This window comes from Micromonospora halotolerans, assembly GCF_032108445.1.
GTDB lineage: Bacteria > Actinomycetota > Actinomycetes > Mycobacteriales > Micromonosporaceae > Micromonospora > Micromonospora halotolerans.
In genome coordinates this window covers 1641106-1666939 of sequence record NZ_CP134876.1, presented here as the reverse complement: position 1 = coordinate 1666939, position 25834 = coordinate 1641106, and the positions used below count along the sequence as shown (strand labels likewise).

Below are 25834 nucleotides of genomic sequence, written 5' to 3'. Positions count from 1 at the left end.
CGCTTGTCATAGCGAGCCTACACGTAGCCTCCCTACCTATGGGCTCCGGTGGCAGCTCCGCGTCGGGTTCCCGTCGGTCAGCTCAGGAAGAGGGAGATCGGCAGGGCGACCAGCAGGGTCGCGACGGACAGCGCGGTGGCGCCGAGCACCCGCGGCGGCCGGTCGGCGACCATGAGCCGCTGCACGCGTACGTCGAGGTCACGGTCGCCCAGGCCCAGCGTGCCGGCCGGGGTGATCCGGTGCCCGGCGGCGGCGAACCGGCGCAGCGCCCCCGCCAGGGGCGCTCCGGCGTGCAGCTCCCGGGCCTTGTCGTCGGCGCGCATCTCCACCAGCAGCGCCACCCGCTCGTGCGCGTCCCGCACCCAGCCGAACCAGGGCAGCGCCCGGCAGAGCGCGGTGAACGGCAGCAGCACCAGGTCGTGCCGCTCCTGGGCGTGCGCCCGCTCGTGGGTGAGCACCGCCGCCAGCTCGGCGCGGTCGAGCAGGCTGAGCGTGCCGGCGCTGACCACCACCCGGGGCTTCACCCCGGGCAGGCAGTACGCCGCGGCGCTCGGGTGGTCGAGCACCAGCGCCCCGGGCACCGTCGGGTCCCGCCGGGCCACCAGGCTGAGCAGCTCCCGGTGCCGGCGCTGGGCGCGCACGGTGCCGTGGATGCTGCGCACGGTCGTGGTGAGCAGCACCGCCCCGATGCCGAAACCGACCCCGACCAGGCCGAGGTGCAGCGCCCCCAGCCCGGCCGGCAACGTGCCGTGGGCCAGGTCGTCGACGAGGGTCAGCAGCGCGCTCCCGGTCGGCAGCTCGTACGCGCTCAGGCCGAGCGCCATGGGCAGCCCCATGGCGGAGAGGCCGAGCGCCAGCCCGACCGCCTGCCAGCAGACGATCGCCACCCGCGGGGCCTGCCAGGTCCACCGCGCGGCGGCCAGGACCTGCGCGGTCAGCCAGCAGGCCAGGATGGTCGCGGCGAAGTGCAGGGCGTACGCCACGGCGGCCGCCCTACCGGTCCGTCGCCTCGTCGAGCGCCGGGCCGCCGGCCCGCGGGTCCTCGACCCGGTCGGTCAGCCCGGCCTCGGCGCTGAGCGCCGCGCGGAGCACCTCGGCCTCGGTGCCGGTCACCGAGCGGGCGAAGCGCACCAGCGCGGCGTCCCGGCTGCCGCCGAGGTCGAGGGCGTCGAGCATGAGCTGGGCGATGTGCGCCTCGCGGGTGGCGGCGGGCCGGTAACGCCAGGCCCGCCCCTCCCGCTCGCGCTGCACCATGCCCTTGCCGGCGAGCCGGTCGAGCACGGTCATCACCGTCGTGTAGGCCAGCTCCCGCCCGTCGAGGGCGTCGGCGACCTCGCGCACGGTCACGCCGTCCGACGTGGCGGGGACCGAGTCCCACAGCACGTCCATCACCGCACGTTCCAGATCACCGAGCCGAGTCACCCCGTAATCCTACCTCGCGTAGTAGAAGGGGTTCACACGCCCTTCGGGTGCCAGACGGTCTTCGTCTCCAGGAGCGTGGTCATCCGGGTGATGCCCGGGTCGGCGTACCAGTCGTTGTCGGCCGGGGCCGGCCGGAGCACCCGCTTGAGGTTCTCCGCGGCCTTGACCTCCAGCTCGGCGGCCAGGTCGGCGTCGGCGACCCCGGTCAGGTCGATGGCGTTGACGTCCATGTGCGAGGCCAGCGTCGGCACGGTCTCCGACAGCCGGCCGGTGAGGATGTTCACCACCCCGCCCGGCAGGTCCGAGGTGGCCAGCACCTCGGCCAGGGTCACGGCCGCCAGCGGCGCCGACGGGGAGGCGGCCACCACCACGGTGTTGCCGGTCACGATCGCCGGGGCGATCACGCTGACCAGGCCGAGCAGCGCCGGGGACTCCGGGGCCACCACGGCCACCACGCCGGTCGGCTCGGGCGCCGAGAGGTTGAAGTACGGACCGGCCACCGGGTTCGCGCCGCCGTAGACCTGGGGCAGCTTGTCGGACCAGCCGGCGTACCAGACCCAGCGGTCGATGGCCGCGTCGACCTCGTCGGCGGACGCGCCGAGGGCGACGAACTGGTCGCGCCGGCCCTCCAGCATCTCGGCGACCCGGTAGAGGATCTGGCCGCGGTTGTACGCGGTCGCCCCGGCCCAGCCCTTCACGGCGGCCCGGGCGGCCACCACGGCGTCCCGCGCGTCCTTGCGGGAGGCCAGCGACACGTTGGAGTCCTGCACGAGATACGACCGTCCCGACTCGCTGCGCGGGAACTTCCCGCCGATGAAGAGCTTGTACGTCTTGCGTACCGCGACCCGCTCAGACATTGAGGTACGCCTCCAGCCCGTGCCGGCCGCCCTCGCGACCGTAGCCCGACTCCTTGTAGCCGCCGAACGGCGAGGTGGGGTCGAACTTGTTGAACGTGTTGGCCCAGACCACGCCGGCCCGCAGCCGGTCGGCCATCCAGAGGATCCGGGACCCCTTGTCGGTCCAGATCCCGGCCGACAGCCCGTACGGCGTGTTGTTGGCCTTCTCCACGGCCTCGGCCGGGGTGCGGAAGGTCAGCACGGACAGCACCGGGCCGAAGATCTCCTCGCGGGCGATCCGGTGCGCCTGGGTGACGCCGGTGAAGATGGTCGGCGCGAACCAGAAGCCGCGCTCCGGCAGCTCGCACGGCGGCGACCAGCGCTCGGCGCCCTCGGCGGCGCCGGCCTCGGACAGCTCCCGGATGCGGGCCAGCTGGGCGGCCGAGTTGATGGCGCCGATGTCGGTGTTCTTGTCCAGCGGGTCGCCGACCCGGAGCTGGGCCATCCGCCGCTTCAGCGATTCCAGCACCCGGTCGGCGACCGACTCCTGGACGAGGAGCCGGGAGCCGGCGCAGCAGACGTGCCCCTGGTTGAAGAAGATGCCGTTGACGATGCCCTCGACGGCCTGGTCGACCGGGGCGTCGTCGAAGACGATGTTGGCGGCCTTGCCGCCCAGCTCCAGGGTGAGCTTCTTGCGGGTGCCGGCGACCGCGCGGGCGATGGCCTTGCCGACCTCGGTGGAGCCGGTGAAGGCGACCTTGTCCACGCCCGGGTGCTCCACCAGGGCCCGGCCGGTCTCGCCGGCGCCGGTGACGATGTTGACCACGCCGGCCGGCAGGTCGGCCTGCTGGCAGATCTCGGCGAAGAGCAGCGCGGTCAGCGGCGTGGTCTCGGCCGGCTTGAGCACCACCGTGTTGCCGGCCGCGAGGGCCGGGGCGATCTTCCAGGCCAGCATGAGCAGCGGGAAGTTCCACGGGATGACCTGCGCAGCCACGCCGAGAGGCCGGGGGCTCGCGCCGAAGCCGGCGTGCTCCAGCTTGTCGGCCCAGCCCGCGTAGTAGAAGAAGTGGGCGGCGACCAGGGGCACGTCGACGTCCCGCGACTCCTTGATCGGCTTGCCGTTGTCCAGCGACTCCAGCACGGCCAGCTCGCGGGACCGCTCCTGGATGATCCGCGCGATCCGGAACAGGTACTTGGCCCGGTCCCGGCCCGGCATCGGACCCCAGACCCGCTCGTACGCCTCCCGGGCGGCGCGGACGGCGAGGTCCACGTCCTGGCTGCCGGCCTCGGCGATCTCGGCCAGCACCTCCTCGGAGGCCGGGTTGATCGACTTGAAGCTGCCGCCGTCGGTCGGGTCGACGAACTTGCCGTCGACGAAGAGCCCGTACGAGGGCTTGATGTCCACCACCGAGCGCGACTCGGGGGCGGGTGCGTATTCGAACATCGCGCTCATCAGTCCAGGGTGAAGTAGTCGGGGCCGGCGTAGACGCCGGTCGTCAGCTTGGTGCGCTGCATGAGCAGGTCGTTCAGCAGGCTGGACGCGCCGAACCGGAACCAGTCCGGGTCCAGCCAGTCCGGGCCGACGGTCTCGTTGACCATGACCAGGTACTTGATCGCGTCCTTGGTGGTCTTGATGCCGCCGGCCGGCTTCACGCCGACCTGCCGCCCGGTGGCGGCGCGGAAGTCGCGGACCGCCTCCAGCATCACCAGGCTCACCGGCAGCGTCGCCGCGACCGGGACCTTGCCGGTGGAGGTCTTGATGAAGTCGCCGCCGGCCAGCATGGCCAGCCAGGAGGCGCGGCGCACGTTGTCGTAGGTGGCCAGCTCGCCGGTCTCCAGGATCACCTTGAGGTGCGCGTCCCCGCAGGCCTCCTTGGTGGCCACGATCTCGTCGTAGACCTCCTTGTAGCGGCCGGACAGGAAGGCGCCCCGGTTGATCACCATGTCGATCTCGTCCGCGCCGGCCGCGACGGCCGCCCGGGTGTCGGCGAGCTTGACCTCCAGGGGGGCCTGGCCGGACGGGAAGGCGGTCGCCACGCTGGCCAGGTGCACGCCGCTGCCGGCCAGCACCTCGGCCACGTACGGGACCATGGCGGGGTAGACACAGACCGCGCCGACGTGCGGGCAGGACGGGTCGGCCGGGTCGGGGCGCAGCGCCTTCGCGGCGAGCGCCCGCACCTTGCCGGGGGTGTCGGCCCCTTCGAGCGTGGTCAGGTCGACCATCCGGATCGCCAGGTCGATGGCCTGGGCCTTGGCGGTGGTCTTGATGGAGCGGGTGCCGAGCTGTGCCGCCCGCTGCTCCGCGCCGACCTGGTCCACGCCGGGCAGGCCGTGCAGGAAGGTCCGCAGAGCGGTCTCGGATCGTCCCAGCTCGGAGAGCTCCGACCGGGCCGACGTCGCTGTCGCCGTCATGCCCCAAATACTACGCACCCGCGCGTCGGGTGATCTTGGTCACGTCACGCCGATCAGCGGTGCTGCACGTGAGCGGCGTCGCTGGTCCGCCCGCACCCGCGATGCGCCCGCGCGGGGACCGGTAGGTTGAGCGATCGTGGACGTACACGTCATTGACCACCCGCTCGCCCAGGCCCGGCTGACCGCCATGCGGGACTCCCGGACCGACTCCGCGTCGTTCCGGGCCGCGCTGCACGAACTCACCACCATGCTGGTGTACGAGGCCGCGCGCTCGTTCCCCGTCGAGAAGTACTCGATCCAGACCCCGGTCACCGGCACCGAGGGCACCCGGCTGGCGAACCCGCCGCTGCTCGTGCCGGTGCTGCGGGCCGGTCTCGGCATGGCCGACGCCGCGCTCGGCCTGCTGCCCGAGTCGTCGATGGGCTTCGTCGGCCTGGCCCGCGACGAGAAGACGTACGAGCCGCGCGCGTACATGGAGTCGCTGCCCCGGGACCTCGCCGGCCTGCCGGTGCTGGTGCTCGACCCGATGCTGGCCACCGGCGGCTCGCTGGAGCACGGCTGCCGGCTGCTCGCCGACCGCGGCTGCACCGACATCACCGTGCTCTGCGTGCTGGCCGCGCCGGCCGGCATCGAGCGGCTGGAGCGGTCCGGGCTGCCGTTGCGCCTGGTCACCGCGTCGATCGACGAGGGCCTCAACGACCGGATGTTCATCGTCCCGGGCCTCGGCGACGCCGGGGACCGCCAGTTCGGCGGCATGCCCCGCTTCTGACCCACGGACCGGCCCGCCGGCAGCGCCGGCGGGCCGCCCCGACACCGGACCCGGCGAGTCCGTGCGCGGGGTGCGCCCAGCCGCTACCGTCTCGGGCCATGACTGGTGTTGCGCTCGCCGAAGAGCTGCTGCTCCTCGCCTATGACGACGAAACCGGCAAGGCCACCATGCCGCGGATCAGCCTGGACCTCGGCATGGCCGCCGCGGTGCTGGTCGAGCTGGCCCTGGCCGGCCGGATCGCGTACGCCGACGGGAACCTGGCGCTGCTCGACCCGGCGCCGACCGGGGAGCCGATCGCCGACGAGGTCCTCGCCCGGATCGCCGCCGACACCCCGCACACCCCGTCCTCGTGGGTGCAGCGGCTGCGGCACGGCCTCCGCGACCGGATCCTCGGTGACCTCTGCGGCCGGGGCGTGGTGCGGGACATCGACGAGACCGAGCTGGGCTTCATCCACGTGCACCGCTACCCGGTCGCGGACGCCTCGGTGGAGGCCGACATCCGGCAGCGGCTGGCCGAGGCGCTCATTGCCGGGCAGCTCCCCGACGAGCGGACCGCCGCGCTCGCCACCCTGGTCGCGGTGCTGCGGATGGAGCCGGCGCTGGGCCTGACCGGCACGGCCGCCGAGGAGGCCGGCAAGCGCCTGGAGGAGATCGCCACGGGCGCCGGCTTCTCCGGCACGGTGAGCCTCGACGACAGCGTCGTCCGCCCCTCGGTGAGCCTGGTCATCGCCGCCCTGGCGCAAGCGATCGACGCCGCCCTGGGCAAGCGCTAAGGAAGGGCCCCTTCTTAACGCCTCCGGTAGAGCAGGGGCCCCTTTTAACGCCGAGCGTTAAGAAGGGGCCCCTGCTTGCGGCTGGTCAGAGGCCGAGGGCCGCGGCGATCTCGCTGCGGAGTTCGGTCACCGCGGCCTGGGCGCGGTGGCGGGCCGACGCCACGTCGCCGTCCGTCACCGGCTCCACCACCTCCAGGTACGCCTTGAGCTTCGGCTCGGTGCCGGAGGGGCGGATCACCACCCGGGCGGCGTCGGTGCGCAGGATGACCACATCCGCCTCGGGGAGCAGGTCGAGCGCCTCGGTGACCGGGTGCCCGAGCAGCGAAGCCGGGGTGGCCGCCCGGAGGCGGGTCATCATCTCGGCGATCAGCCGCAGGTCCTCCACCCGGGCCGAGAGCTGGTCGGTGTGGTGCACGCCGAACTCGGCGGCCAGCTCGTCCAGCCGGTCGGTCAGCGTCCGGCCCGCGGCCTTGAGACCGGCGGCCAGCTCGGCGACGGTCAGCGCGGCCGTGATGCCGTCCTTGTCCCGGACGTGCTCCGGCGCGACGCAGTAGCCGAGCGCCTCCTCGTAGCCGAAGACCAGCGGCTCCCGGCCGCCCCCGGCCCGGACGATCCACTTGAACCCGGTCAGCGTCTCGTCGTAGGGCAGGCCCCGCGCTGCGGCCATGGCCCGGAGCAGGGTCGAGGAGACGATCGTGGTGGCGTACAGGCCGGTCACGCCGCGCCGCATCAGGTGGTCGGCGAGCAGCGCGCCCACCTCGTCGCCGCGCAGCATCCGCCACGACCCGTCCGCCGGCACGGACACCGCGCACCGGTCCGCGTCCGGGTCGTTGGCGATGGCGATGTCCGCGCCGGTGCTGCCGGCCAGCGCGACCAGCTTGTCCACCGCGCCCGGCTCCTCGGGGTTCGGGAAGTTGACCGTCGGGAAGGCCGGATCGGGCTCGGCCTGCTCGGGCACCACGCCGGGCGTCGCGAAACCGGCGCGCGCGAAGGCGGCGGTCAGCACGGCGGCGCCCACCCCGTGCAGCGGCGTGTACGCCACCTTGAGGTCCCTTGGGCCGGCCGGATCGACCACCGCGGCGGCCCGCTCCACGTACGCGGCGACCAGGTCGTCGCCGAGCACCTGGCCGGCCGGGCCGAGCGGCACCCCGGCCAGCGGGCCGACCGCCCGGATGGCCGCCTCGATGCCGGCGTCGGCCGGCGGCACGATCTGCGCGCCGGCGCCCAGCTCCCCGCCGAGCTGCGCGCCCAGGTAGACCTTGTAGCCGTTGTCCTGCGGCGGGTTGTGGCTGGCCGTGACCATCACGCCGGCCACCGCGCCGAGGTGCCGCACTGCGAAGGCCAGCACCGGGGTGGGCAGCGGTCGGGGCAGCAGCAGCGCGGGGCGACCCGCGCCGGTGGCCACCTGGGCGGTGCGCTCGGCGAAGGCCCGCGAGCCGCGCCGGGCGTCGTACCCGATCACCAGCGGGCCCTCGCCGCCCTGGGCGGCGAGCCAGCCGACCAGCCCGGCGGCGGCCTGGGTGACCACCGCGAGGTTCATCCCGTTCGGGCCGGCCCGCAGCGGGCCGCGCAGCCCGGCGGTGCCGAAGGTCAGCGGGCCGGCGAACCGGTCGGCCAGCTCGGGCGCGCTGCCCGGCAGCGCGTCGAGGACGGCGCGCAGCTCGTCCCGGTCGGCCGGGTCGGGGTCGTCGTCGAGCCAGCGCTCGGCCCGGGCGCGAAGGTCGTCAAGGTCAGTGGTGTCCGCCGCCATTGCCTCATGAAAGCATGGCGGCGGATCACCGTCGGCCGTCGGCCTCGACTCAGTTGGCTCCGGTGAGCTGGAACGACCGCGCCATCGCCTCGAAGATCGGCTTGCTCGCGGCGAAGTCGGCCTCGTTGGCGGTCAGGTAGAACGAGTAGACCTTGCCGTCCTGCACCACGCCGCGCCACATGCCGTGTCGCTTCGTGTCGCCGTCGCCGCAGGTGTACTCGAAACCGGCGGCCGGCTTGCCGGCGAGCGTCGACTCGCTCATCTCCAGCTGCTCGTAGGGCTTGGCACACGACTTGCTCTTGTCGCGCAGGTTGCGGGAGGCGAACTCGGCCCAGCTGACCGAGGTGCCGCTCCAGTCCTCGGCGAGGACGCGCACCTTGCGGCCCGCGGTACCCGGATCGACGAAGTCGACGAAGACGCCGCCGGTCTTGCGGTCCCAGCCCTTCGGCACCTGCACGTTGATGCCCTTGACCGACTGCGCCTGCATCTCCACCGGGGGAGCCTCCGCCGTCGCGCTGGGCAGCGCGCCCACGATCGGCGGGGGCGCGTCGTCGCCGCCGCTGGTCAGCGCGATCACGCCGACCAGCAGCAGGACGGCCACGCCGCCGGCGGCGGCGAGCTGGACCTTGCGCGGCCAGCTCCGGACCCGGCCGAGGAGCTGGCCGCCGGCACCCTTGGCCCGGCCGAGCGCGCCTCCGTCGGCCGGCGCGCCGCCCGGGGACGTCGCCCACGGCTGGCCGGTGCCCGGCACCGACCACTGGTTGCCGCCGTACACCGGTTGGGTGGCGTCGGCGCTCCGGCCGTAGACCGGCTGGGTGGCGTCCGGGTGGCCGGACACCCGCTGGGTGGCGTCCGGGCCGGCGGTGTGGCCGAGCCGCTGGGTGGCGTCGGGTGAGATGCGCTGGGTGGCCTCCGGGGCCGCGCCGGACGCGGACATCGCCCCGGTCGGGGTGTGCAGCGGGCCGGCCAGCGCGTCGGCGCTGGTCTCGTCGAGCGCGGCGGCGCCGGCCGGCGTGGAGTCCGGGCGCTCACCCCGGCGCAGGGCGGTGAGCCGGTCGGTCAGCGACTCGCCGGGCCCGATCATCGCCCGGCCGCCGATCTGGCCGCCCGGCTTCGGCTCGGGCGTGATGATCGCCGGCGGGGTCGACGGCCGCTGCACCGGCACCACGGCGTACGGGTCGGTGACCGAGTTGACCGCCGTGGCGGTGCTGGTCAGCGGGCCGGCGAGCAGCTCGCGCAGCATGCCCCGCGCGGTGTGCACGTCCAGCCGGCGGGCCGGGTCCTTCTCCAGCAGGCCCATCAGCACGCGGGTCAGCGGGCCGCTGCGCTGCGGCGTGGCCGGCGGGTCCTCGACCACCGCGTGCATGGTCTCGATCGGGTCGCCCTTGTCGAACGGGGGACGCCCCTCCACGGCGGTGTAGAGCGTCACACCGAGCGAGAAGAGGTCGCTGGGCGGGCCGAACTCCTGGCCCATGGCCCGCTCGGGCGAGATGAAATGCGGCGAGCCGAGCACCATGCCGGGCGTGGTGAGCTGCACGTCGGTGGGCATCCGGGCCACGCCGAAGTCGGTCAGCACGCACCGGCCGTCGGTGCAGATCAGCACGTTGGCCGGCTTGACGTCGCGGTGCAGCACGCCGATCGCGTGCGCGACCTCCAGCGCGCCGAGCAGGGCGATGCCGATCTTGGCGACCGCGCGGGGCGCGACCGGCCCGTCCTCGATCACCATGTCGGCCAGGCTGCGGGCGTCCAGCAGCTCCATCACGATCCACGGGCGGCCGCCCTCGGTGACCACGTCGTAGACCTGGACCACGGCGGGGTGCTGGATCGCGGCGGCCGCGCGGGCCTCGCGGAGGGTCCGCTCGTACAGTGCGTCGCGGTCGCTGGGGGCGAGCCCCGGCGGGAGGACGACCTCCTTCACCGCCACGTCGCGGCGCAGCAGGGTGTCTGTCGCGCGCCAGACCGTGCCCATGCCGCCGTTGCCCACCGGCGAGCGCAGCGAGTAGCGGCCACCGATGGTGGTGCCGGGTGCTGCGCGTCCAGTGGGGGGACTGGCGGGTCCGCCGCTCCACGTCGGGATCTGAGTCACAGAAAAGCCACCGGGGGATATCGAGGGGGCTGGGACACAACCCCACTATCTTGCTGGTTCCGACGCCCGATGCGAAACCCGACGCGGCGGACGTTTACCTACTCGACGGTATGTGGCCAGGTACTCACCTCCGGTCGCCGCGCGTCGCCGGGTGTGCGGTATCCCTCACCCAACGAACGGCGACCGCGTCCTACCATCCGGTAATGAGCGAAGCGCGGTCAAGCGAGTCGGGTTTCCCGATCAAGGACGTCTACACGGCGGCGGACCTTCCGGAGGACCTGGACTCCCGGCTGGGCGGCCCGGGCGAGTTCCCGTACACCCGTGGCGTCTACCCGACGATGTACACGTCGCGGCCGTGGACCATGCGGCAGTACGCCGGCTTCGGCACCGCCACGGAGAGCAACGCCCGCTACCACCAGCTGCTGCGCGCCGGCACCATGGGCCTCTCCGTCGCCTTCGACCTGCCCACCCAGATGGGATACGACTCCGACGACCCGATCGCGCACGGCGAGGTCGGCAAGGTCGGCGTCGCCATCGACTCCATCGAGGACATGCGGACGCTCTTCGACGGCATCCCGCTGGACAAGGTCTCCACCTCGATGACCATCAACGCGCCCGGCTCGGTGCTGCTCCTGCTCTACCAGCTCGTGGCGGAGGAGTCCGGGGTGCCGGGCTCGGCGCTCAACGGCACCATCCAGAACGACATCCTCAAGGAGTACATCGCCCGGGGGACGTACATCTTCCCGCCGAAGCCCTCGCTGCGGCTGGTCGCCGACACCTTCGCCTACTGCCGGGCCGAGGTGCCGAAGTGGAACACCATCTCCATCTCCGGCTACCACATGGCCGAGGCCGGCGCGTCGCCCGCGCAGGAGATCGCGTTCACCCTGGCCAACGGCGTGGAGTACGTCCGGGCGGCGCTCGCCGCCGGGCTGGCCGTGGACGACTTCGCGCCCCGGCTGTCGTTCTTCTTCGTGGCGCGCACCACCCTGCTGGAGGAGGTCGCCAAGTTCCGGGCGGCCCGGCGCATCTGGGCCCGGCTCATGCGCGACGAGTTCGGGGCGAAGAACCCGAAGTCCCTGATGCTGCGGTTCCACACCCAGACCGCCGGCGTGCAGCTCACCGCCCAGCAGCCGGAGGTGAACCTGGTCCGGGTGGCGGTCCAGGGCCTCGGTGCGGTGCTCGGCGGCACCCAGTCGCTGCACACCAACAGCTTCGACGAGGCGATCGCGCTGCCCACCGAGAAGGCGGCCCGGCTGGCGCTGCGCACCCAGCAGGTGCTGGCGTACGAGACCGACCTGACCGCCACCGTCGACCCGTTCGCCGGGTCGTACGTGGTGGAGGCGATGACCGCGGAGCTGGAGACGGCCGCCGACGAGCTGATGCAGCGGGTCTTCGACCACGGTTCGGCGGTGGACGCCATCGAGGCGGGCTTCCAGAAGCGGGAGATCGAGCAGTCCGCGTACCGGATCGCCCAGGAGATCGACTCGGGTGAGCGGGTGGTGGTCGGGCTCAACCGGTTCCAGATCGACGAGGAGGAGCCGTACGAGCCGTTGCGGGTGGATCCGACGATCGAGGTCGGCCAGGCGGAGCGGCTGGCCAAGCTCCGCGCCCAGCGCGACTCCGGTGCGGTCGAGCGGGCGCTGGCCGAGCTGCGGGCCGCGGCCGAGGGCGACGCGAACGTGCTCTACCCGATGAAGGACGCGCTGCGCGCCCGGGCCACCGTCGGTGAGGTGTGCGGGACGCTGCGCGACGTGTGGGGGATCCACCGGCCGAGCGACCGGTTCTGACGACGACGACGGCGGCCCGGCCGGCACCCGACGCGGTGTCCGGCGCGGGCCGCCGTCGTGTTCCCGACCGCCCTGACCTGGGCGAACGCCGGTGCGGCGGCGTAGAGTCGGTGGTCTCCCCGCATGCGGCGGGGGCGGTGACGGCTCGGTGCGGATCCTCCCCGGGCGTCGCCGCCCGGGCGCCGCTCCCGGAGCCGCCGGGCAGCGTGGCCGGAGGCGGCCCGCGTGTGCGGATCGGGATTGCGGGTAACCCGGTCGGGTGAACGGGACGGACAGCCTGTGCGGTCGCACTCGGGGTCGACATGTCACGGTGAGGAGTCGTCCGACAGCCGACCGTTGTCGCGCAATTGCCCGAGCGGCAGTTAATTGTCTCGACTAATGCGACAATTCGGAACGACGGCCAGTGTTTTGGTGACCGTTGAATCGGTTACGCGTTGTAGGAGGTGTGGGGCAGATGACGGCGTTCGACCGCGATCTACCTGCTGTCCCGCAGATATTCGAGCCCTCCCACCAGGGCATTCGTGACGCTGCGCGGTCCGACCGCTACGCGAAAGATGTTGCGCAGCGTCACCGCCGGAGGTCTAGGCTGTCTGCTGTTCTCCCCGATGATCCTTCCATCTCTAGTGATCGAGAATTCGACGTGACGAGTGCGTTGACGCTGCCCTCCGGCAGCCCGCTGGCGTCGTCCTGGCCGGAGGCGCCGACCGGCTCCCAGCCCCTGCCCCTGGAGCTCGACCATCTGCTCGCGCTGCGCGTACCGGGCCTCATCGCCACCCGACGTCACATCCACTCCCACCCGGAGCTGTCGGGCGAGGAGTTCGAGACGGCCGCCCTCGTGCACCGGGAGCTCTCCCTCGCCGGGCTGAAGCCGCGCCTGCTGCCGAAGGGCAACGGCGTCATCTGCGACATCGACGGGCGCCCCGACGGCCCGGTGATCGCGCTCCGCGCCGACATCGACGCGCTGCCGCTGACCGACCCGAAGGACGTGCCGTACCGGTCCACCGTGGACGGCGTCTGCCACGCCTGCGGCCACGACGTGCACACCACCGTGATGCTCGGCGTGGGCATGCTGCTCGCCCAGCTCGCCGACCTCGGCCAGCTCGACGGCCGGGTGCGGCTCATCTTCCAGCCGGCCGAGGAGATCCTGCCCTGCGGCTCGCTGGAGGTCATCGAGGCCGGCGGCCTGGACGACGTGGTGCAGATCTTCGCCGTGCACTGCGACCCGAACCTGCCGGTCGGCAAGGTCGGCCTGCGGGTCGGCCCGATCACCGCCGCCGCCGACAACGTCACCGTCCGGCTCACGGGCCCGGGCGGGCACACCGCCCGCCCGCACCTGACCGTCGACCTGGTCGACGCGCTCGGCCGGCTGGTCACCGAGGTGCCGACCCTGGTCAGCCGCCGGGTGCCGGCCAACAGCGGGCTGCTGCTGGTGTTCGGCCACGCCTCGGCCGGCACCCGCTACAACGTCATCCCCTCCGAGGCCTGCGCCGCCGGCACCCTGCGGGTGATGGACCGGGACACCTGGGACCAGGCCCCGAAGATCGTGGCTCAGGTGGTGCGCGACGTCCTCGCCCCCACCGGCGCCACCGTCGACCTGGAGTACCTGCGTGGCCGGCCGCCGGTCACCAACGACGCCCGGGCCATCGGCGTGTTCACCGCCGCGACCGCGGCCGCGCTCGGGCCGGAGGGCATCGCAGAGACGCCGCAGAGCATGGGCGGCGAGGACTTCTCGTGGTACCTGGAGCACGTGCCCGGCGCGCTCGCCCGCCTCGGCGTCGGCCGGAACGGGCCCAACGTGGACCTGCACCGGGCGTCGTTCGACGTCGACGAGCGCGCCATCCCGGTCGGCGTACGTCTCATGGTCCAGACCGCGCTGCGGGCACTGGCGGCGGCCCGCTAGGCACCGGACCGTCCGGCAGCGCCGGTCCGCCCGGGGGCGTACGGCGAGCGCGCCGACGGGCCAGGGCCAGCACGAGCGCCACCGGCACGCCGATCGCCACCGCGAACGGCAGCACCGCGCCCAGCACGGTGAGCGCCACCCGCAGCGAGCCCAGGAACGCCGACCAGCCGCCGCGCAGCCCGGCCAGGAAGCCGAGGTCCTCCTCATCCTCGACGGCCGCGGCCTCCGGGCCGACGAAGGTCACCGTGATGGTGGAGAGCGCCGTCAGGTCGGCCAGCCGCCGCTTCTTCGCCTCCAGCGAGGCCAGGTCCGCCTCCCGGCGGCCCACCTCGTTCTCCAGCGTGACGAGGTCGTTGATCGAGGTGGCCCGGGCCAGCAGCCGCCGGGCGCTGTCCACCCGGGCGCGCTGGGTGGCGATCCGGGCGTCCAGGTCCACGGTCTCCTCGGTGACGTCCTCGGTCCGCACCTCGCGCCGCTCCTGCTCGCCGAGCTTGACCAGCGCCTCCAGCACGGTCGTGAACCGGTCCGCCGGCACCCGCAGGGTCAGCTCGGCCCGGGCGTCCGCCGCGTCGCTGTTGCGCTGGTCGCCGCCCACGAAGCCGCCGGCCGCCGTCACCGCCGTGCTCGCCTCGCGGGCGGCCCGCTCCACGTCGTCCACCCGCACCTGGAGCGTTCCGGTGTAGATGATCGCCCGCTGGTCGACCCGCAGGTCCGCGCCACCGGCACCGGACTGCGCCTTCTCCGGCGCGGCCTGGTCCCGCGCCGCCGTGTCGCCGCCCGCCAGCGCCGGCGGCTGCGCGGCCGAGCCCGCGTTGTCACCCGAGTCACCGCCCGAGCTGCACGCCCCGGCGGCCAGCACCAGCAGCAGCCCGGCCGCCGCGAGCGCCCGGCCCCGACAGCGGCTGTCCCGTATCCTCATGTCCGCGCTCCGATCCTTCGACGGCCCCGCTGCGGGACCGATACGTCGGACGCGACGCGACACCGCGCCGGTTCCGGCAGACTGCGCTGAGGACGTCACGATTCGATAATCGAGGAGTCACGATGCAGGTCACCAAGTACGCCCACTCCTGCCTACGGCTGGAGCACGACGGGGGAGTGCTGGTCGTGGACCCCGGAGTCTTCAGCGAGCCCGAGGCGCTGGACGGGGTGGACGCGGTGCTGATCACCCACGAGCACCCGGACCACGTGAACGTCGAGGCGCTGACCCGGGAGCTGGACCGGCGGCCCGCCCGGATCTACGGCCCGGCCTCCCTCACCGCGCTGCTCGGCGATGCCGCCGAGGCGCTGACCGTGGTCACGCCCGGCGAGTCGTTCACCGCGGCCGGGGTGGCGGTCCGCGCGTACGGCGGTCAGCACGCGATCATCCACCCGGACATCCCCGTCGTCCCGAACGTGGGCTACCTCATCAACGACGTCGTCTACCACCCGGGCGACGCGCTCGTCGTCCCCGACGAGGTCCAGGTTGACACCCTCTTCGCGCCGATCCACGCGCCCTGGTCGAAGTTCTCCGAGGTGGTCGACTTCATCCGGGCGGTCGCCCCGCGCCGGGCTTTCGCGCTGCACGACGCGCTGCTCAACGACAACGGCTTCGGTGTGCTCGACCGGCAGTACACCGCGCTGTCGAAGACCGAGTACCGGCGGCTGGAACCGGGCACCCGGATCGACGCCTGAGCGAGCATGGCCGGTCCACCCCCCGACCTGGTCCAGCGGCTCTACGCGACGCCGCCGGACCGCTTCGTCGCGGCCCGTGACGCGGCCGTCGCCGAGGCACGCCGCGCCGGCGACCCGAAGGCCGCCCGGGAGATCGCCAAGCTGCGCCGTCCCACCGTCGCCGCCTGGCTGGTCAACCTGCTGGCCATCCGCCGCCCGGAGCTGGTGGCTGACCTGGCGCAGCTCGCCGAGTCGCTCCGCTCGGCGCAGCGGGACCTGCGCGGCGGCAAGCTCCGCGAACTCTCCGCGCAGCGCCGGGCCGTCGTGGGCGCGCTCGTCGCCGAGGTACGCAAGCTGGCCGCCGCCGAGCCGGGCGCACCGCCGGCCGGGAAGCTGCCGCTCGGCGAGGTCGAGGCGACGCTGAACGCGGCGCTCTCCGACACCGAGGTGGCCGAGCAGGTACGCGCCGGCCGGCTGCTGCGGCCCAGCCACTACGCCGGGTTCGGCGAGGTGCCCCGGCCGCAGCTGCGGCTGGTCACCGGGGGTGGCGAGGAGGAACCCGCCGTACCCGACCGGGCGGCCGAGCGGACCGAGACGCGGCGAACGCGCGACCAGCGGGCCGCCGAGCGGGCGGCCCGGGCCGAGCGGGCGAAGCGCCGCCGGGCCGTGGAACGCGAGCTGGCCAAGGCTCGCGACGACCAGGACCGGGCCGAGGCGGAGCTGACCGGGGCCACCGACGCCGAACGGGACGGCGTGGCGACGCTGGACCGGATCGAGACCGAACTGGCCGAGCTGGAACGCCGCCGGGCGGTGGCCGAGCAGGAGCTGAGCCGGGCCAAGCTGGCCCGCCGCGGCGCGGAACGCTCGCTGACGGCCGCCCGCCGGCGCACCGGTGAGGTGGAGGCCGCGTTGGAGGCGCTGGACGCCGAAGAGGGGGATGCCGCGGAGGGTGGCCACGAGGCAGACTGATCGTGATGGATGACCACGGTGGACGGCCGGTGGGGTGCCGCCGATGACCCCGGAGCAGGTCGCCGCCGCCAGCAAGCCGCTGGTGCTGGAGCTCGGGGAGGCGTTCTCCCGCTGCCCGTCGACGCTGCGCCGGGCCCGGCTGCTGGGCATCTCCGGCTGGGCCTTCTACATCACCGGGCGGGCCGGAGCGCTCGGCGACGTGCGCGCCGAGACGGTCGCCGCCGCGCTCGGCTTCATCGCCCCGGAGGCGGTCGCCGACGGCTGGGATGCGGCCGTGCGGACCGTCCCACCGATCGAGGTGGCGGGCGCGAACCTGGCCGAGTGCTGCCGCTGGGGCGCCACCAACCTGGGCGACGCACCGGAGGCCGCCCGTCTCGGCGCGCTGCTGTGCCGGGTGGTCGACGCGGCGGACGGCAGCGGCATGCCGCTGTTCGCCGCCTGGCGGGCCATGCCGGTCGACGACCCCACACCCGGCGCCCGGGCGGCGGTCGCGCTGCTGCTGCTCCGCGAGCACTTCGCCGGGGCGTACCTGCTGGCGGTGCGGGCCGCCGGGATGACACCGCTGGAGGCGGTGCTGGCCGGGCCCGAGGGGGACGCCGGGGCCGCGGCGTGCGGCTGGTCGCCGCCGTACCCGCCGGTGGGGCCGCTGGTGCGGCGGCGGCTCTGGGCCGAGGCGGTGACCGACCGGCTCGTGTCCCCGGCGTTCCGGGCCCTCGGCCCCGGCGAGGGCGCGGAACTGCTCAACCTGCTCACCGCCGCGCGACTGCACGTGCGCGGCGGATAAATGGGAAGCGCGCCCGCCGGGGCGGCTGTCAGGATCTGCCACGTGACGCTCCCCGCCGGCTGGACCGCCCGCCGCCCCACCCTCGACGACGTGCCCGCGATCCTGGCGGTGGTGCACGCCGCCGACACCTTCGCCGTCGGCTACCCCGACTTCGACGCCGAGGACGTCCGGGACGCGCTGACCGCGCCCTTCGTCGACCCGGCCCGGGACTCCTGGCTGGTCACCGACCCGGACGGCACCGCGGTGGCCTGGGCGATCCTGAGCAACCCCACCGGGGTGGGCCGGGAGTGGGTGGACGTGTCGGTGGACCCGGACCGCGCCGCCGACCTGCGCGCCCCGCTGCTGGCCCGGCTGCTCGACCGCGTCGCCGAGCGGGCTGCCGAGCGAGGCCTGGCCGCCCTGACCGCCCGGACCGGCGTTTCCGCGTCCGAGACTCGCTGGGCCGGCGAGCTGGTCGAGGCCGGCTTCACCCGGATCAAGCGGTACATCCGGATGACCCGGTCGCTGGCCGACCTTCCCGCCGAGCCGGCGCCCCCGGCCGGGGTGACCGTCCGGCCGCTGCGCGCCGATGACGAGGCCGACCTGCGGCTGTTCCACCGGATCTTCGACACGGCGTTCCGCGACACCCCCGACTACGAGCCGGTCGACTTCGACCAGTGGCGCGAGCAGCTCCCGTCGTACGGCAAGGTGTGGGACGAGTGGTTCCTGGCCGAGGTCGACGGGGAGCCGGCCGCCGCTCTCCAGTCCTCCGACCAGGCGCTCGACCAGGGCATGGGCTGGGTGCGGACGCTGTCCGTGCTGCCTGCGTACCGGCGGCGCGGGGTGGGGGCGGCGCTGCTGCGCCGGGCCTTCGCCGTCTACGCGGCCAAGGGCCGGGCGGGCGCCGGTCTCGGCGTCGACCTGGCCAACCCGACCGCGCCGGTCACCCTCTACCGCTCGGTCGGGCTGGCCGAGGGGCGCTGGACCGACATGTACGAGCGGAGCGTTCCCGCCGCGGGTGTGTGATACGCGACCCGTCCCGGGGGCGCCGCTCGCCCGGGGAACCGCCCGGAGCACACTGGAGAGGTGGGAGACGCGCTACGCGGACGCGGTGCCGGTGGGGCGGGACCGCAGCTCGGTGACGTAGTCGTCCGGCGCACCCGCCTTCTCCGCCGCGTTCGCGATCTCCGACAGGTACCACGACGTCGGCAGGCCGCCCTCGTACCCGTCGAAGACGTAGACCCACGCGGTCACGTCCCCGTCGAGCGTCGAGACGCGCACGGTCAGCTTCCGGTACGTCGCGGAGGTCACACCCTCGATCTCGTCGAGCTGGGCCGCGTCGTACGGGTGGATGTCGTAGAGCGCCACGAAGACCCGGTCGCCCGGCGACTCGACGACGGTGCTGACCGAGCCCTCCCAGCCGATGACGTCCTCGCCCGCGAAGGTGAGCCGCCACCCCTCCAGCCAACCGGTGCCCACCATCGGCGAATGCGGGCAGTAGGCACGCATGCGGGCGGGGTCCAGGTTTGAGCCGTAAGCGGCGTAAAGACGCACGGCGATGACGATAGCCCGGCCGACGGGTGGGGGAGAATACGACGGTGCGTGTCGAGCGCGACGGGGAGAAGAAAGTCACTGTGAGCATTGGTCGGGGGCGAGCGCGGTGAGCGCGAGGAGTGCAGCGGAGCGGAGCCCCGCAGTCGCGAACGAAAGGATGGCCCTGTGAGCCAGATCGTGATCATCGGCGGGGGGCCGGCCGGCTACGAGGCGGCACTGGTCGCCGCCCAGCTGGACGCTGATGTCACCGTGGTCGAGGCGGAGGGGGCCGGCGGCGCCTGCGTGCTCTCCGACTGCGTGCCGTCCAAGACCTTCATCGCCAGCTCGGAGGTGGTCACCGGCTACCGCGACACCGAGGAGTTCGGGGTGCACTCCGACGGGCTGGAGGCCGTCACGGTCGACGCCCGGACCGTGCACGAGCGGGTCAAGCGGCTCGCCCTGGCCCAGTCCGCCGACATCCACACCAAGCTGGTCAAGGCCGGTGTCGAGTTCGTCGCCGGCTCCGCCCGGCTCGGCGAGGACACCCTCGGTCACACCCACCGGGTGATCGTCACGCCGGCCGGGGGTGGCGAGGAGTACTCGATCGCCGCCACCACCGTGCTGATCGCCACCGGCGCCACCCCGCGCCAGCTCCCCACCGCGCTGCCCGACGGCGAGCGCATCCTGACCTGGCGCCAGGTCTACGACCTGCCCGAACTGCCCGAGCACCTGATCGTGGTCGGTTCCGGCGTGACCGGCGCCGAGTTCGCCAGCGCCTACCTGGCCATGGGGGTCGACGTCACCCTGGTGTCCAGCCGGGACCGGGTCATGCCGCACGAGGACGCCGACGCCGCCTCCGCGATCGAGCGGGTGTTCCGCAACCGGGGCATGACCATCCTCAACAACTCGCGGGCCGAGGCGGTCCGCCGGATCGGCGACGGCGTCGAGGTGGTGCTCGCCGACGGCCGGGTGGTCGCCGGTTCGCACGCGCTGATCGCGGTCGGCTCGATCCCCAACACCGGCGACCTGGGCCTCGCCGAGTACGGCGTGGAGCTGGCCCGGGGCGGTTACGTCACGGTCGACCGGGTCTCCCGGACCAACGTGCCCGGCATCTACGCGGCCGGCGACTGCACCGGGGTGCTGCCGCTGGCCAGCGTCGCCGCCATGCAGGGCCGGATCGCCATGTGGCACGCGCTCGGCGAGGCGGTCCGGCCGCTGCGGCTGCGTACCGTCGCGGCGAACGTCTTCACCGACCCGGAGCTGGCCACCGTCGGCGTCTCGCAGGACGAGGTCGACGCCGGCAAGGTCCCGGCCCGCCAGGTGATGCTGCCGCTCTCCGGCAACGCCCGGGCGAAGATGGCCGACCTGGCCGACGGCTTCGTGAAGCTCTTCTGCCGGCCGGCCAGCGGCCAGGTGATCGGCGGCGTGGTGGTGGCCCCCAAGGCCAGCGAGCTGATCCTGCCGATCACCATGGCGGTGGAGAACAACCTCACCGTCAACGAGCTGGCCCAGACCATCACGATCTACCCGAGCCTGTCCGGCTCGATCACCGAGGCCGCCCGCCAGCTCATGCTCCACGAGCTGGAGTGACCTCGCGCTGCCGGGCCGGCACCGCCAGCTCGGTGAGGTGGGGGTGGTCCCGGAGCCGGGGAACGGCCACCTCGCCGATCTCGCGGCGGACCAGGATGCCGGCGACGACCGCGAGCAGGGCGACCTCGGCGAGGATGAGCAGGCGCTCGGCGAGGCCGATCAGCAGGCGGTCGCCGGGGTAGGCGGACCAGACCATCGCCGCGGCCAGCACGAGACTGGTCAGGACGAGGCCGCGCACCCACCCGGCGGCCCGCCCGCCGAGCCGCCGGGCGAGCAGCCAGCCGGCGACGGGCAGGGCCAGGAAGGCCACCACCGAGGCGTACCGGTGCACGTAGGCGGCGGCGTCCATGGGCAGGCCGGGCTCGTTGGTGGGCACCACGGCGGCGGCCATCAGGCCGGCCGACCAGGCCACCAGCAGCGCCCCCGCGAGGCGGCCCGCGCCGGCCCGGCGCAGCGCCGGCAGGAGGACGAGCGTGGCCGCCGCGAGCACCGCCATGGCCGTGTCGATCACGCCGCCCCGGTCGGAGACGGCGAAGTCGCTGACGGTCAGCGACCAGGGATTCAGGTTGTCGTTCACCTCGAGGTGACCGACGACGGTGAGCACCGCCGCCAGGGCGATCCCGCCGAGGGCCAGCAGACCACTGCTCCGGGTTCCAGGCATGCCTCAGCCTGTCGCCGGAACCGCCCGAAACGGATCCGGGACCACCACCCACTTCGATCCGGGGGTCGCCCCCTACCGGTTGTCCGGGTGGCCGGGACTCAGGCCACGTCGAACTGGATGTCTCCGACCCGGGCGACGACGTCGAGATGCCCGCCGAGGCCCGTCACGTAGGCCTTCAGCGTCTCCAGGTTGCTGCTCTCCCCGTTCTCGATCTGGCTGATTCGCGCGGGCGGCAGCCCCGCGGCCTCGGCCAGCTGAGTCTGGGTCATGCCCAACTGCTCGCGGATCTCGGCGAGCTGCACACCGCTGACCGAGGCGAGCATCTGCTCCCGCAGATGGGCGCGCCGAGCCACGCGGTCGGGCTCGTCCCAGGTCGGGTCGACCTTCGTGGCCCTGGCTCGGACGTCGCGCGGGTTCACTTCGTGGGTCATGGCTGGTCTTCCTTCAGGCCGATGAGGTGTTCCGGAAATCGTGCGTCCGCCAGCGGCATGGCCGTCGCCTCGCCCGCCGTGCGGGAGTGGCGGGCGCTGATCACCGTCATGGCCCAGCCCGCCCCCGCGAACCCGGCCGCCGCGGCACCGCCGATCAGCAGCAGCCGCCACGCCGACTCGGTCAGCGCGGCCCCGCCGAGGTGACCGACCAGCGTCCCGTACGCGGCCCAGCAGATGGCCGCGGCGGCCTCGTAGAGGACGAAGAGGCGGTAGGGGTACCGGCTGCGGCCGGCCGAGAAGCAGGCCGCCATCCGGCCCCCGGGCACGAACCGGCAGAGCAGGATCACCAGTGGCCCCGGTTCGCGCAGCCCGCGGGTGACCCGGGCGGCGGCCCGCCGGGCCCGTCCCGGGGTCGCGTGTCGCGGCGCGCGGCGGGTCGGGGCGGTCCGCCCCAGCAGGTAGCAGGCGAGGTCGCCGGCGAAGACGCCGAGCGCGCCGACCGCGATGGTCAGCGGCAGGCTGAGCCCGCCGTACACGGTCAGCGCCCCGCTGGTGATCATGACGACCTGGGTCGGCACCACCGGCACGAAGGCGTCGGCGACCAGCAGGGTGAGCAGCAGCGCGTACGCCCAGGTGGGCGACGCGACGTCAGAGATGAGTTCGGCCACGACCGCCACCTCGCCGGAGTTCCCCGTCAGACCGGACCGAGCCTGACGGCGTGTCCCGCGTCACCGCGAGGAGCCCTGCCCGGCGGTGACGGCCGACACCCGCAGGCCACTGGTGTTCAACGATGCGGCGCCGCCGAACGTGACCGGCAGCCGGGGCGTCGCCGAGTGCCGGGGCGGGCGGCAGATCGCCGATCCGCGGCGTACCGTTGGCGGCGCGCGGCTCCGGAGACGTCGGGTCCCCCGTTCCCGACGGCCGGGCCGCCGCGGGTCGCCGGCAGGTCCCGTGCCGGCGACCCGCCCCCACCGCACCGGATCCGGGTGCGTCGCGAAATCGAGGTGCGTCCGCCGCGTCGCCGCGCGTACCGTCGCCGCATGCGTAGCGCGGTGCTGACCACGACGCCGGGTATCCCCGGCGCGCCGCACTGACGTTTCCGTCGACGAGGCCCCGGGGCGATCCGCTCCGGGGCCTCGCGGCGTTCCGGGTCAGTTCGCCTCCGGGTCGTACCCGATCAAGGAGAGCGACATGATCGACCACCGCAGGCTCGGCCGGGACCTGGAGCTGTTCGTCTCCGACCCGCTGGCCGGCGCCGGGCTGCCGATCTGGCTGCCGGCGGGCGCCGCCGCCCGGCACGCCGTCGAGGAGTACGTGCGGGAGCTGGAGCGCCGGGCCGGCTACCGGCACGTCTACTCGCCCCCACTGGGCAAACGGGAGCTGTTCGAGCTCTCGGGCCATCTCGGCTACTTCGCCGACGACATGTTCCCGCCCATGCGGCTGAGCGCCGACGACGAGTTCGTGCTGCGCCCCGCACTCTGCCCGCACCACGCGCTGGTCTTCCGCGCCCGGGGCCGCTCCTACCGGGAGCTGCCGCTGCGGGTCGCCGAGATCGGCGGGATGTACCGGGCGGAACGCTCGGGGGTGCTCGGCGGGCTGTCCCGGGTGCGCGCCATCTCGCTCAACGACGCGCACAACTTCTGCGCGCTGGAGCAGGTCGGCGACGAGGTGCGGGAGATCCTGCGGCTGATCCGCGAGGCGCACGCCGCGCTCGGCGTCCGGCCGGCGGGGTTCCGGCTGTCGCTGCGCGGGCCGGGAGAGAAGTACGTGGGCGACGACGCCGACTGGGCGCGGGCCGAGGAGCTGCTCCGCGTCGCGCTCGACGGGGTGGACTACCACGAGGGCCCCGGCGAGGCCGCCTTCTACGGCCCGAAGATCGACATTCAGATCGTCGACGCGGCCGGCCGGGAGTCGACCATCTCCACCATCCAGCTCGACTTCGACAAGCCGGAGCGGTTCGACCTGTCGTACACCGACGCGGACGGGCGCCGGAAGCGACCGGTCATGGTGCACCGGAGCCTGGTCGGCAGCATGGAGCGGCTGTTCGCGTACCTCATCGAGGTGCACGCGGGCGCCTTCCCGGCCTGGTACGCCCCGGTGCAGCTGGTGCTGCTCCCGGTCGACGACGGGCAGGCCGGCGAGGCCGTCGAGCTGGCCCGCCGGGCCGAGGCCGCCGGGCTGCGGGCCGAGGTCGACCTGGCCGGCTCGCTGGGGTCCCGGATCCGCGACGCGGCCCGCCGCCGGGTCCCGTACCTCGGGGTGATCGGCCCCCGGGAGGCGGCCGAGGGCGCGGTCTCGCTGCGCCTGCGCGACGGGCGCGGGCTCGACCCGATGCCGGTGGCCGACGCGCTGGCGCTGGTCGCCGGCGTGGTGGCCGCCCGCTCGGCCGACCTGCTCCCGCCGGCCTGACCGCACGCGGCCCGCCCCGGCCGGGTCGCCCCTCGTGGCGTCCACGTCAGCGCCCGGCCGGCGCGGCCGCCGGCTTCCCGGGCGGCCCGCCGGGCCCTCCAGGCCCTCCGGGCGGTCCGCCGGGCCCTCCGGGCGGTCCGCCGGGCCGTCCGGGCGGCCCGCCGACCGGCAGCGGCGCGGCGGCGTCCTCCTCGACCACCGCCGCGGTGAACTGCGACCGGTAGAGCTCGGCGTAGGCGCCGTTCGCGGCGACCAGTTCGTCGTGCGTGCCCTGCTCGACGATCCGGCCCTGGTCCATCATGAGGATCAGGTCGGCGTCGCGGATGGTGGAGAGCCGGTGCGCGATGACGAAGCTGGTCCGCTCGGTGCGCAGCGCCGCCATGGCCCGCTGGAGCAGCACCTCGGTGCGGGTGTCGACCGAGCTGGTCGCCTCGTCGAGGATGAGCAGCGACGGTTCGGCGAGGAACGCCCGGGCGATGGTGATGAGCTGCTTCTCACCGGCGCTGACGTTGCTGCCCTCCTCGTCGATCACGGTGTCGTAGCCGTCGGGGAGGCTGCGCACGAACCGGTCCACGAAGGTGGCCCGGGCCGCGGCCAGGATCTCCTCCTCGGTGGCGGTCGGCCGCCCGTACGCGATGTTGTCCCGGATGGTGCCGCCGAAGAGCCACGTGTCCTGGAGCACCATGCCGATCCGGCCGCGCAGCTCGTCGCGGCGCAGCGAGCTGATGTCCACCCCGTCCAGGGTGATCCGGCCGGCGTCCAGCTCGTAGAACCGCATGATCAGGTTGACCAGGGTGGTCTTGCCGGCGCCGGTCGGGCCGACGATGGCCACCGTGTGACCGGGCTCGGCCACCAGCGAGAGGTCGTCGATCAGCGGCTTGTCCGGGTCGTAGCGGAAGCTGACGTGCTCGAACTCGACCCGGCCGGTGACCCGGGGCGGCGCGGGCCGGTCCGGGGCCTGCTCCTCGGCGTCGAGCACCTCGAACACCCGCTCGGCCGAGGCCACCCCGGACTGGAGCAGGTTGGCCATCGAGGCGATCTGGGTGAGCGGCTGGGTGAACTGCCGCGAGTACTGGATGAACGCCTGCACGTCGCCCAGGCTCATCGAGCCGGAGGCCACCCGGAGCCCGCCGACCACGGCGATCGCGACGTAGCTGAGGTTCCCCACGAACATCATCGCCGGCATGATGATCCCGGAGATGAACTGGGCCCCGAAGCTGGCCTGGAACAGTTCCTCGTTCTTGGCCGCGAAGGCGGCCTGCGCCTCGCGCTGCCGGCCGAAGACCTTGACCAGCTCGTGGCCGGTGTACGTCTCCTCGATGAGGCCGTTCAGCTCACCGGTGTGCCGCCACTGCGCGATGAACCGGCGCTGCGACCGCTTGGCGATCTGCTGGGTGACGACCACCGACAGCGGCACCGCCACCAGGGCGACGAGGGCCAGCAGCGGCGAGATCCACACCATCATGGCCAGCACGCCGACCACAGTGAGCAGCGCGCTGAGCAGTTGGCTGAGCGTCTGCGACAGGGTCTGCGAGATGTTGTCGATGTCGTTGGTGACCCGGCTGAGCAGCTCGCCCCGGGGCTGCTTGTCGAAGTAGGGCAGCGGCAGCCGGTTGAGCTTCTCCTCCACATCGGCGCGCAGCCGCAGGACGGTGCGCTGCACCACCCCGTTGAGCAGCCAGCCCTGCCACCACATCAGCAGGCTGGCGCCCAGGTAGAGGGCGAGCGCCAGAGTGATGGTGCGGCCCAGCGCCGTGAAGTCGATGCCCGCGCCGGGCACGATGTCCATCCGGGCCAGCATGTCGGCGAAGTTGTCGTTGCCGGCGGCCCGGGCCGCCGCCACCGCCTGCTCCTGGGTGGTGCCGGCGGGAATCTGCCGGCCCACCACTCCCGCGAAGATCAGGTCGGTGGCGTGCCCGAGGATCTTCGGCCCGATCACGCTCGCCCCGACGCTGGCCACCGCCAGGGTGATGATGGCGGCCAGCGAGAACCGGTGCGGCCGGAGGCGGCCCAGCAGCCGGCGGGCGGACGGCCCGAAGTTCATCGACTTCTCCGCCGGCATGGCGGCGCCCATCCACGGCGGCCCACCGCCG

The 25834-nt window shown here is 73.8% G+C and carries 23 protein-coding genes; 10 read left to right on the top strand and 13 right to left on the bottom strand.

The window, feature by feature from the left end:
- Nucleotides 1-77 precede the first annotated feature (77 nt).
- Genes RMN56_RS07655 through deoC form a run of 5 tightly spaced genes read right to left on the bottom strand, consistent with a single transcriptional unit; the run spans nucleotide 78 to nucleotide 4670 of the window.
- Entirely contained in the window at nucleotides 78-983 is a 906-nt protein-coding gene (locus RMN56_RS07655; RefSeq protein ID WP_313723125.1) for a M56 family metallopeptidase, read from the bottom strand.
- Between the two features lie 10 nt (nucleotides 984-993).
- On the bottom strand, nucleotides 994-1422 hold the full coding sequence (locus RMN56_RS07650) for a BlaI/MecI/CopY family transcriptional regulator (RefSeq protein ID WP_091260462.1): 429 nt from the start codon (nucleotides 1420-1422) through the stop codon (nucleotides 994-996).
- 32 nt (nucleotides 1423-1454) lie between these two features.
- Complete coding sequence (locus tag RMN56_RS07645) at nucleotides 1455-2279, bottom strand: aldehyde dehydrogenase family protein (RefSeq protein ID WP_313723124.1); 825 nt, start codon at nucleotides 2277-2279, stop codon at nucleotides 1455-1457.
- Nucleotides 2272-3702: an aldehyde dehydrogenase family protein gene (locus RMN56_RS07640; protein ID WP_313724671.1), complete on the bottom strand. Its 1431-nt coding sequence runs from the start codon at nucleotides 3700-3702 to the stop codon at nucleotides 2272-2274. Before RMN56_RS07640 ends, RMN56_RS07645 begins: the two co-directional genes overlap by 8 nt.
- Before the next feature lie 8 nt (nucleotides 3703-3710).
- On the bottom strand, nucleotides 3711-4670 hold the full coding sequence (gene deoC / locus RMN56_RS07635; RefSeq protein ID WP_313723123.1) for a deoxyribose-phosphate aldolase: 960 nt from the start codon (nucleotides 4668-4670) through the stop codon (nucleotides 3711-3713).
- Nucleotides 4671-4806: 136 nt separating this feature from the next.
- Here deoC and upp point away from each other — a divergent pair, with 136 nt between their 5' ends.
- Together upp and RMN56_RS07625 are read left to right on the top strand one after the other, a co-directional pair.
- Nucleotides 4807-5439: a uracil phosphoribosyltransferase gene (gene upp, locus RMN56_RS07630; protein WP_313723122.1), complete on the top strand. Its 633-nt coding sequence runs from the start codon at nucleotides 4807-4809 to the stop codon at nucleotides 5437-5439.
- 98 nt (nucleotides 5440-5537) lie between these two features.
- Nucleotides 5538-6212 carry a GOLPH3/VPS74 family protein gene (locus RMN56_RS07625; RefSeq protein WP_313723121.1) on the top strand — a complete coding sequence of 225 codons (675 nt, stop codon included), beginning with the start codon at nucleotides 5538-5540 and terminating at the stop codon, nucleotides 6210-6212.
- A gap of 85 nt (nucleotides 6213-6297) precedes the next feature.
- Here the strand turns inward: RMN56_RS07625 and RMN56_RS07620 are convergent, their stop codons facing one another.
- Entirely contained in the window at nucleotides 6298-7962 is a 1665-nt protein-coding gene (locus RMN56_RS07620; protein ID WP_313723120.1) for a phospho-sugar mutase, read from the bottom strand.
- A gap of 49 nt (nucleotides 7963-8011) precedes the next feature.
- Nucleotides 8012-10048, bottom strand: a complete 2037-nt coding sequence (locus RMN56_RS07615; RefSeq protein ID WP_313723119.1) for a serine/threonine-protein kinase — start codon at nucleotides 10046-10048, stop codon at nucleotides 8012-8014.
- A gap of 203 nt (nucleotides 10049-10251) precedes the next feature.
- On the opposite strand from RMN56_RS07615, the gene RMN56_RS07610 reads away from it, so the two are divergent.
- Nucleotides 10252-11835, top strand: coding sequence for an acyl-CoA mutase large subunit family protein (locus RMN56_RS07610; RefSeq protein WP_313723118.1), 1584 nt, complete (start codon nucleotides 10252-10254; stop codon nucleotides 11833-11835).
- 640 nt (nucleotides 11836-12475) lie between these two features.
- Nucleotides 12476-13735 (top strand): amidohydrolase, encoded by a 1260-nt coding sequence (locus tag RMN56_RS07605; protein WP_313723117.1) that lies wholly within the window; start codon nucleotides 12476-12478, stop codon nucleotides 13733-13735.
- Here the strand turns inward: RMN56_RS07605 and RMN56_RS07600 are convergent.
- Nucleotides 13692-14654: a DUF4349 domain-containing protein gene (locus RMN56_RS07600; RefSeq protein WP_313723116.1), complete on the bottom strand. Its 963-nt coding sequence runs from the start codon at nucleotides 14652-14654 to the stop codon at nucleotides 13692-13694. The genes RMN56_RS07605 and RMN56_RS07600 overlap by 44 nt on opposite strands.
- A gap of 122 nt (nucleotides 14655-14776) precedes the next feature.
- Here RMN56_RS07600 and RMN56_RS07595 point away from each other — a divergent pair, with 122 nt between their 5' ends.
- From RMN56_RS07595 to RMN56_RS07580, 4 genes are read left to right on the top strand one after another with little or no spacing between them, the layout of a single operon-like run.
- The gene (locus RMN56_RS07595; RefSeq protein ID WP_313723115.1) at nucleotides 14777-15406 is read left to right on the top strand and encodes an MBL fold metallo-hydrolase; all 630 of its coding nucleotides are present in this window, start codon (nucleotides 14777-14779) and stop codon (nucleotides 15404-15406) included.
- A gap of 6 nt (nucleotides 15407-15412) precedes the next feature.
- The gene (locus tag RMN56_RS07590; RefSeq protein ID WP_313723114.1) at nucleotides 15413-16354 is read left to right on the top strand and encodes a hypothetical protein; all 942 of its coding nucleotides are present in this window, start codon (nucleotides 15413-15415) and stop codon (nucleotides 16352-16354) included.
- Between the two features lie 43 nt (nucleotides 16355-16397).
- A complete protein-coding gene (locus tag RMN56_RS07585) occupies nucleotides 16398-17138 on the top strand; it encodes an SCO6745 family protein (RefSeq protein ID WP_313723113.1) in 741 nt (246 codons plus the stop codon).
- 42 nt (nucleotides 17139-17180) lie between these two features.
- Nucleotides 17181-18143 (top strand): GNAT family N-acetyltransferase, encoded by a 963-nt coding sequence (locus RMN56_RS07580; RefSeq protein WP_313723112.1) that lies wholly within the window; start codon nucleotides 17181-17183, stop codon nucleotides 18141-18143.
- Nucleotides 18144-18215: 72 nt separating this feature from the next.
- Here the strand turns inward: RMN56_RS07580 and RMN56_RS07575 are convergent, their stop codons facing one another.
- A complete protein-coding gene (locus tag RMN56_RS07575) occupies nucleotides 18216-18671 on the bottom strand; it encodes a gamma-glutamylcyclotransferase (RefSeq protein ID WP_313723111.1) in 456 nt (151 codons plus the stop codon).
- A gap of 165 nt (nucleotides 18672-18836) precedes the next feature.
- Between RMN56_RS07575 and RMN56_RS07570 the strand changes: the two genes are divergently transcribed.
- On the top strand, nucleotides 18837-20240 hold the full coding sequence (locus RMN56_RS07570; protein ID WP_313723110.1) for an NAD(P)H-quinone dehydrogenase: 1404 nt from the start codon (nucleotides 18837-18839) through the stop codon (nucleotides 20238-20240).
- Here the strand turns inward: RMN56_RS07570 and RMN56_RS07565 are convergent.
- The 3 genes from RMN56_RS07565 to RMN56_RS07555 all read right to left on the bottom strand — a co-directional run bounded on the left by RMN56_RS07565 (nucleotide 20218) and on the right by RMN56_RS07555 (nucleotide 22000).
- On the bottom strand, nucleotides 20218-20901 hold the full coding sequence (locus tag RMN56_RS07565; protein WP_313723109.1) for a DUF998 domain-containing protein: 684 nt from the start codon (nucleotides 20899-20901) through the stop codon (nucleotides 20218-20220). The two genes, RMN56_RS07570 and RMN56_RS07565, sit on opposite strands and share 23 nt — an antisense overlap.
- Before the next feature lie 98 nt (nucleotides 20902-20999).
- Nucleotides 21000-21332, bottom strand: coding sequence for a helix-turn-helix domain-containing protein (locus RMN56_RS07560; RefSeq protein ID WP_313723108.1), 333 nt, complete (start codon nucleotides 21330-21332; stop codon nucleotides 21000-21002).
- Entirely contained in the window at nucleotides 21329-22000 is a 672-nt protein-coding gene (locus tag RMN56_RS07555) for a DedA family protein (protein WP_313723107.1), read from the bottom strand. The genes RMN56_RS07560 and RMN56_RS07555 overlap by 4 nt, the downstream gene beginning before the upstream one ends.
- 523 nt (nucleotides 22001-22523) lie before the next feature.
- Between RMN56_RS07555 and thrS the strand changes: the two genes are divergently transcribed.
- Nucleotides 22524-23741, top strand: a complete 1218-nt coding sequence (gene thrS, locus RMN56_RS07550) for a threonine--tRNA ligase (protein WP_313723106.1) — start codon at nucleotides 22524-22526, stop codon at nucleotides 23739-23741.
- A gap of 46 nt (nucleotides 23742-23787) precedes the next feature.
- Here thrS and RMN56_RS07545 read toward each other — a convergent pair whose 3' ends face one another.
- Nucleotides 23788-25815 (bottom strand): ABC transporter ATP-binding protein, encoded by a 2028-nt coding sequence (locus RMN56_RS07545; RefSeq protein ID WP_313724670.1) that lies wholly within the window; start codon nucleotides 25813-25815, stop codon nucleotides 23788-23790.
- Between the last annotated feature and the right edge of the window lie 19 nt (nucleotides 25816-25834).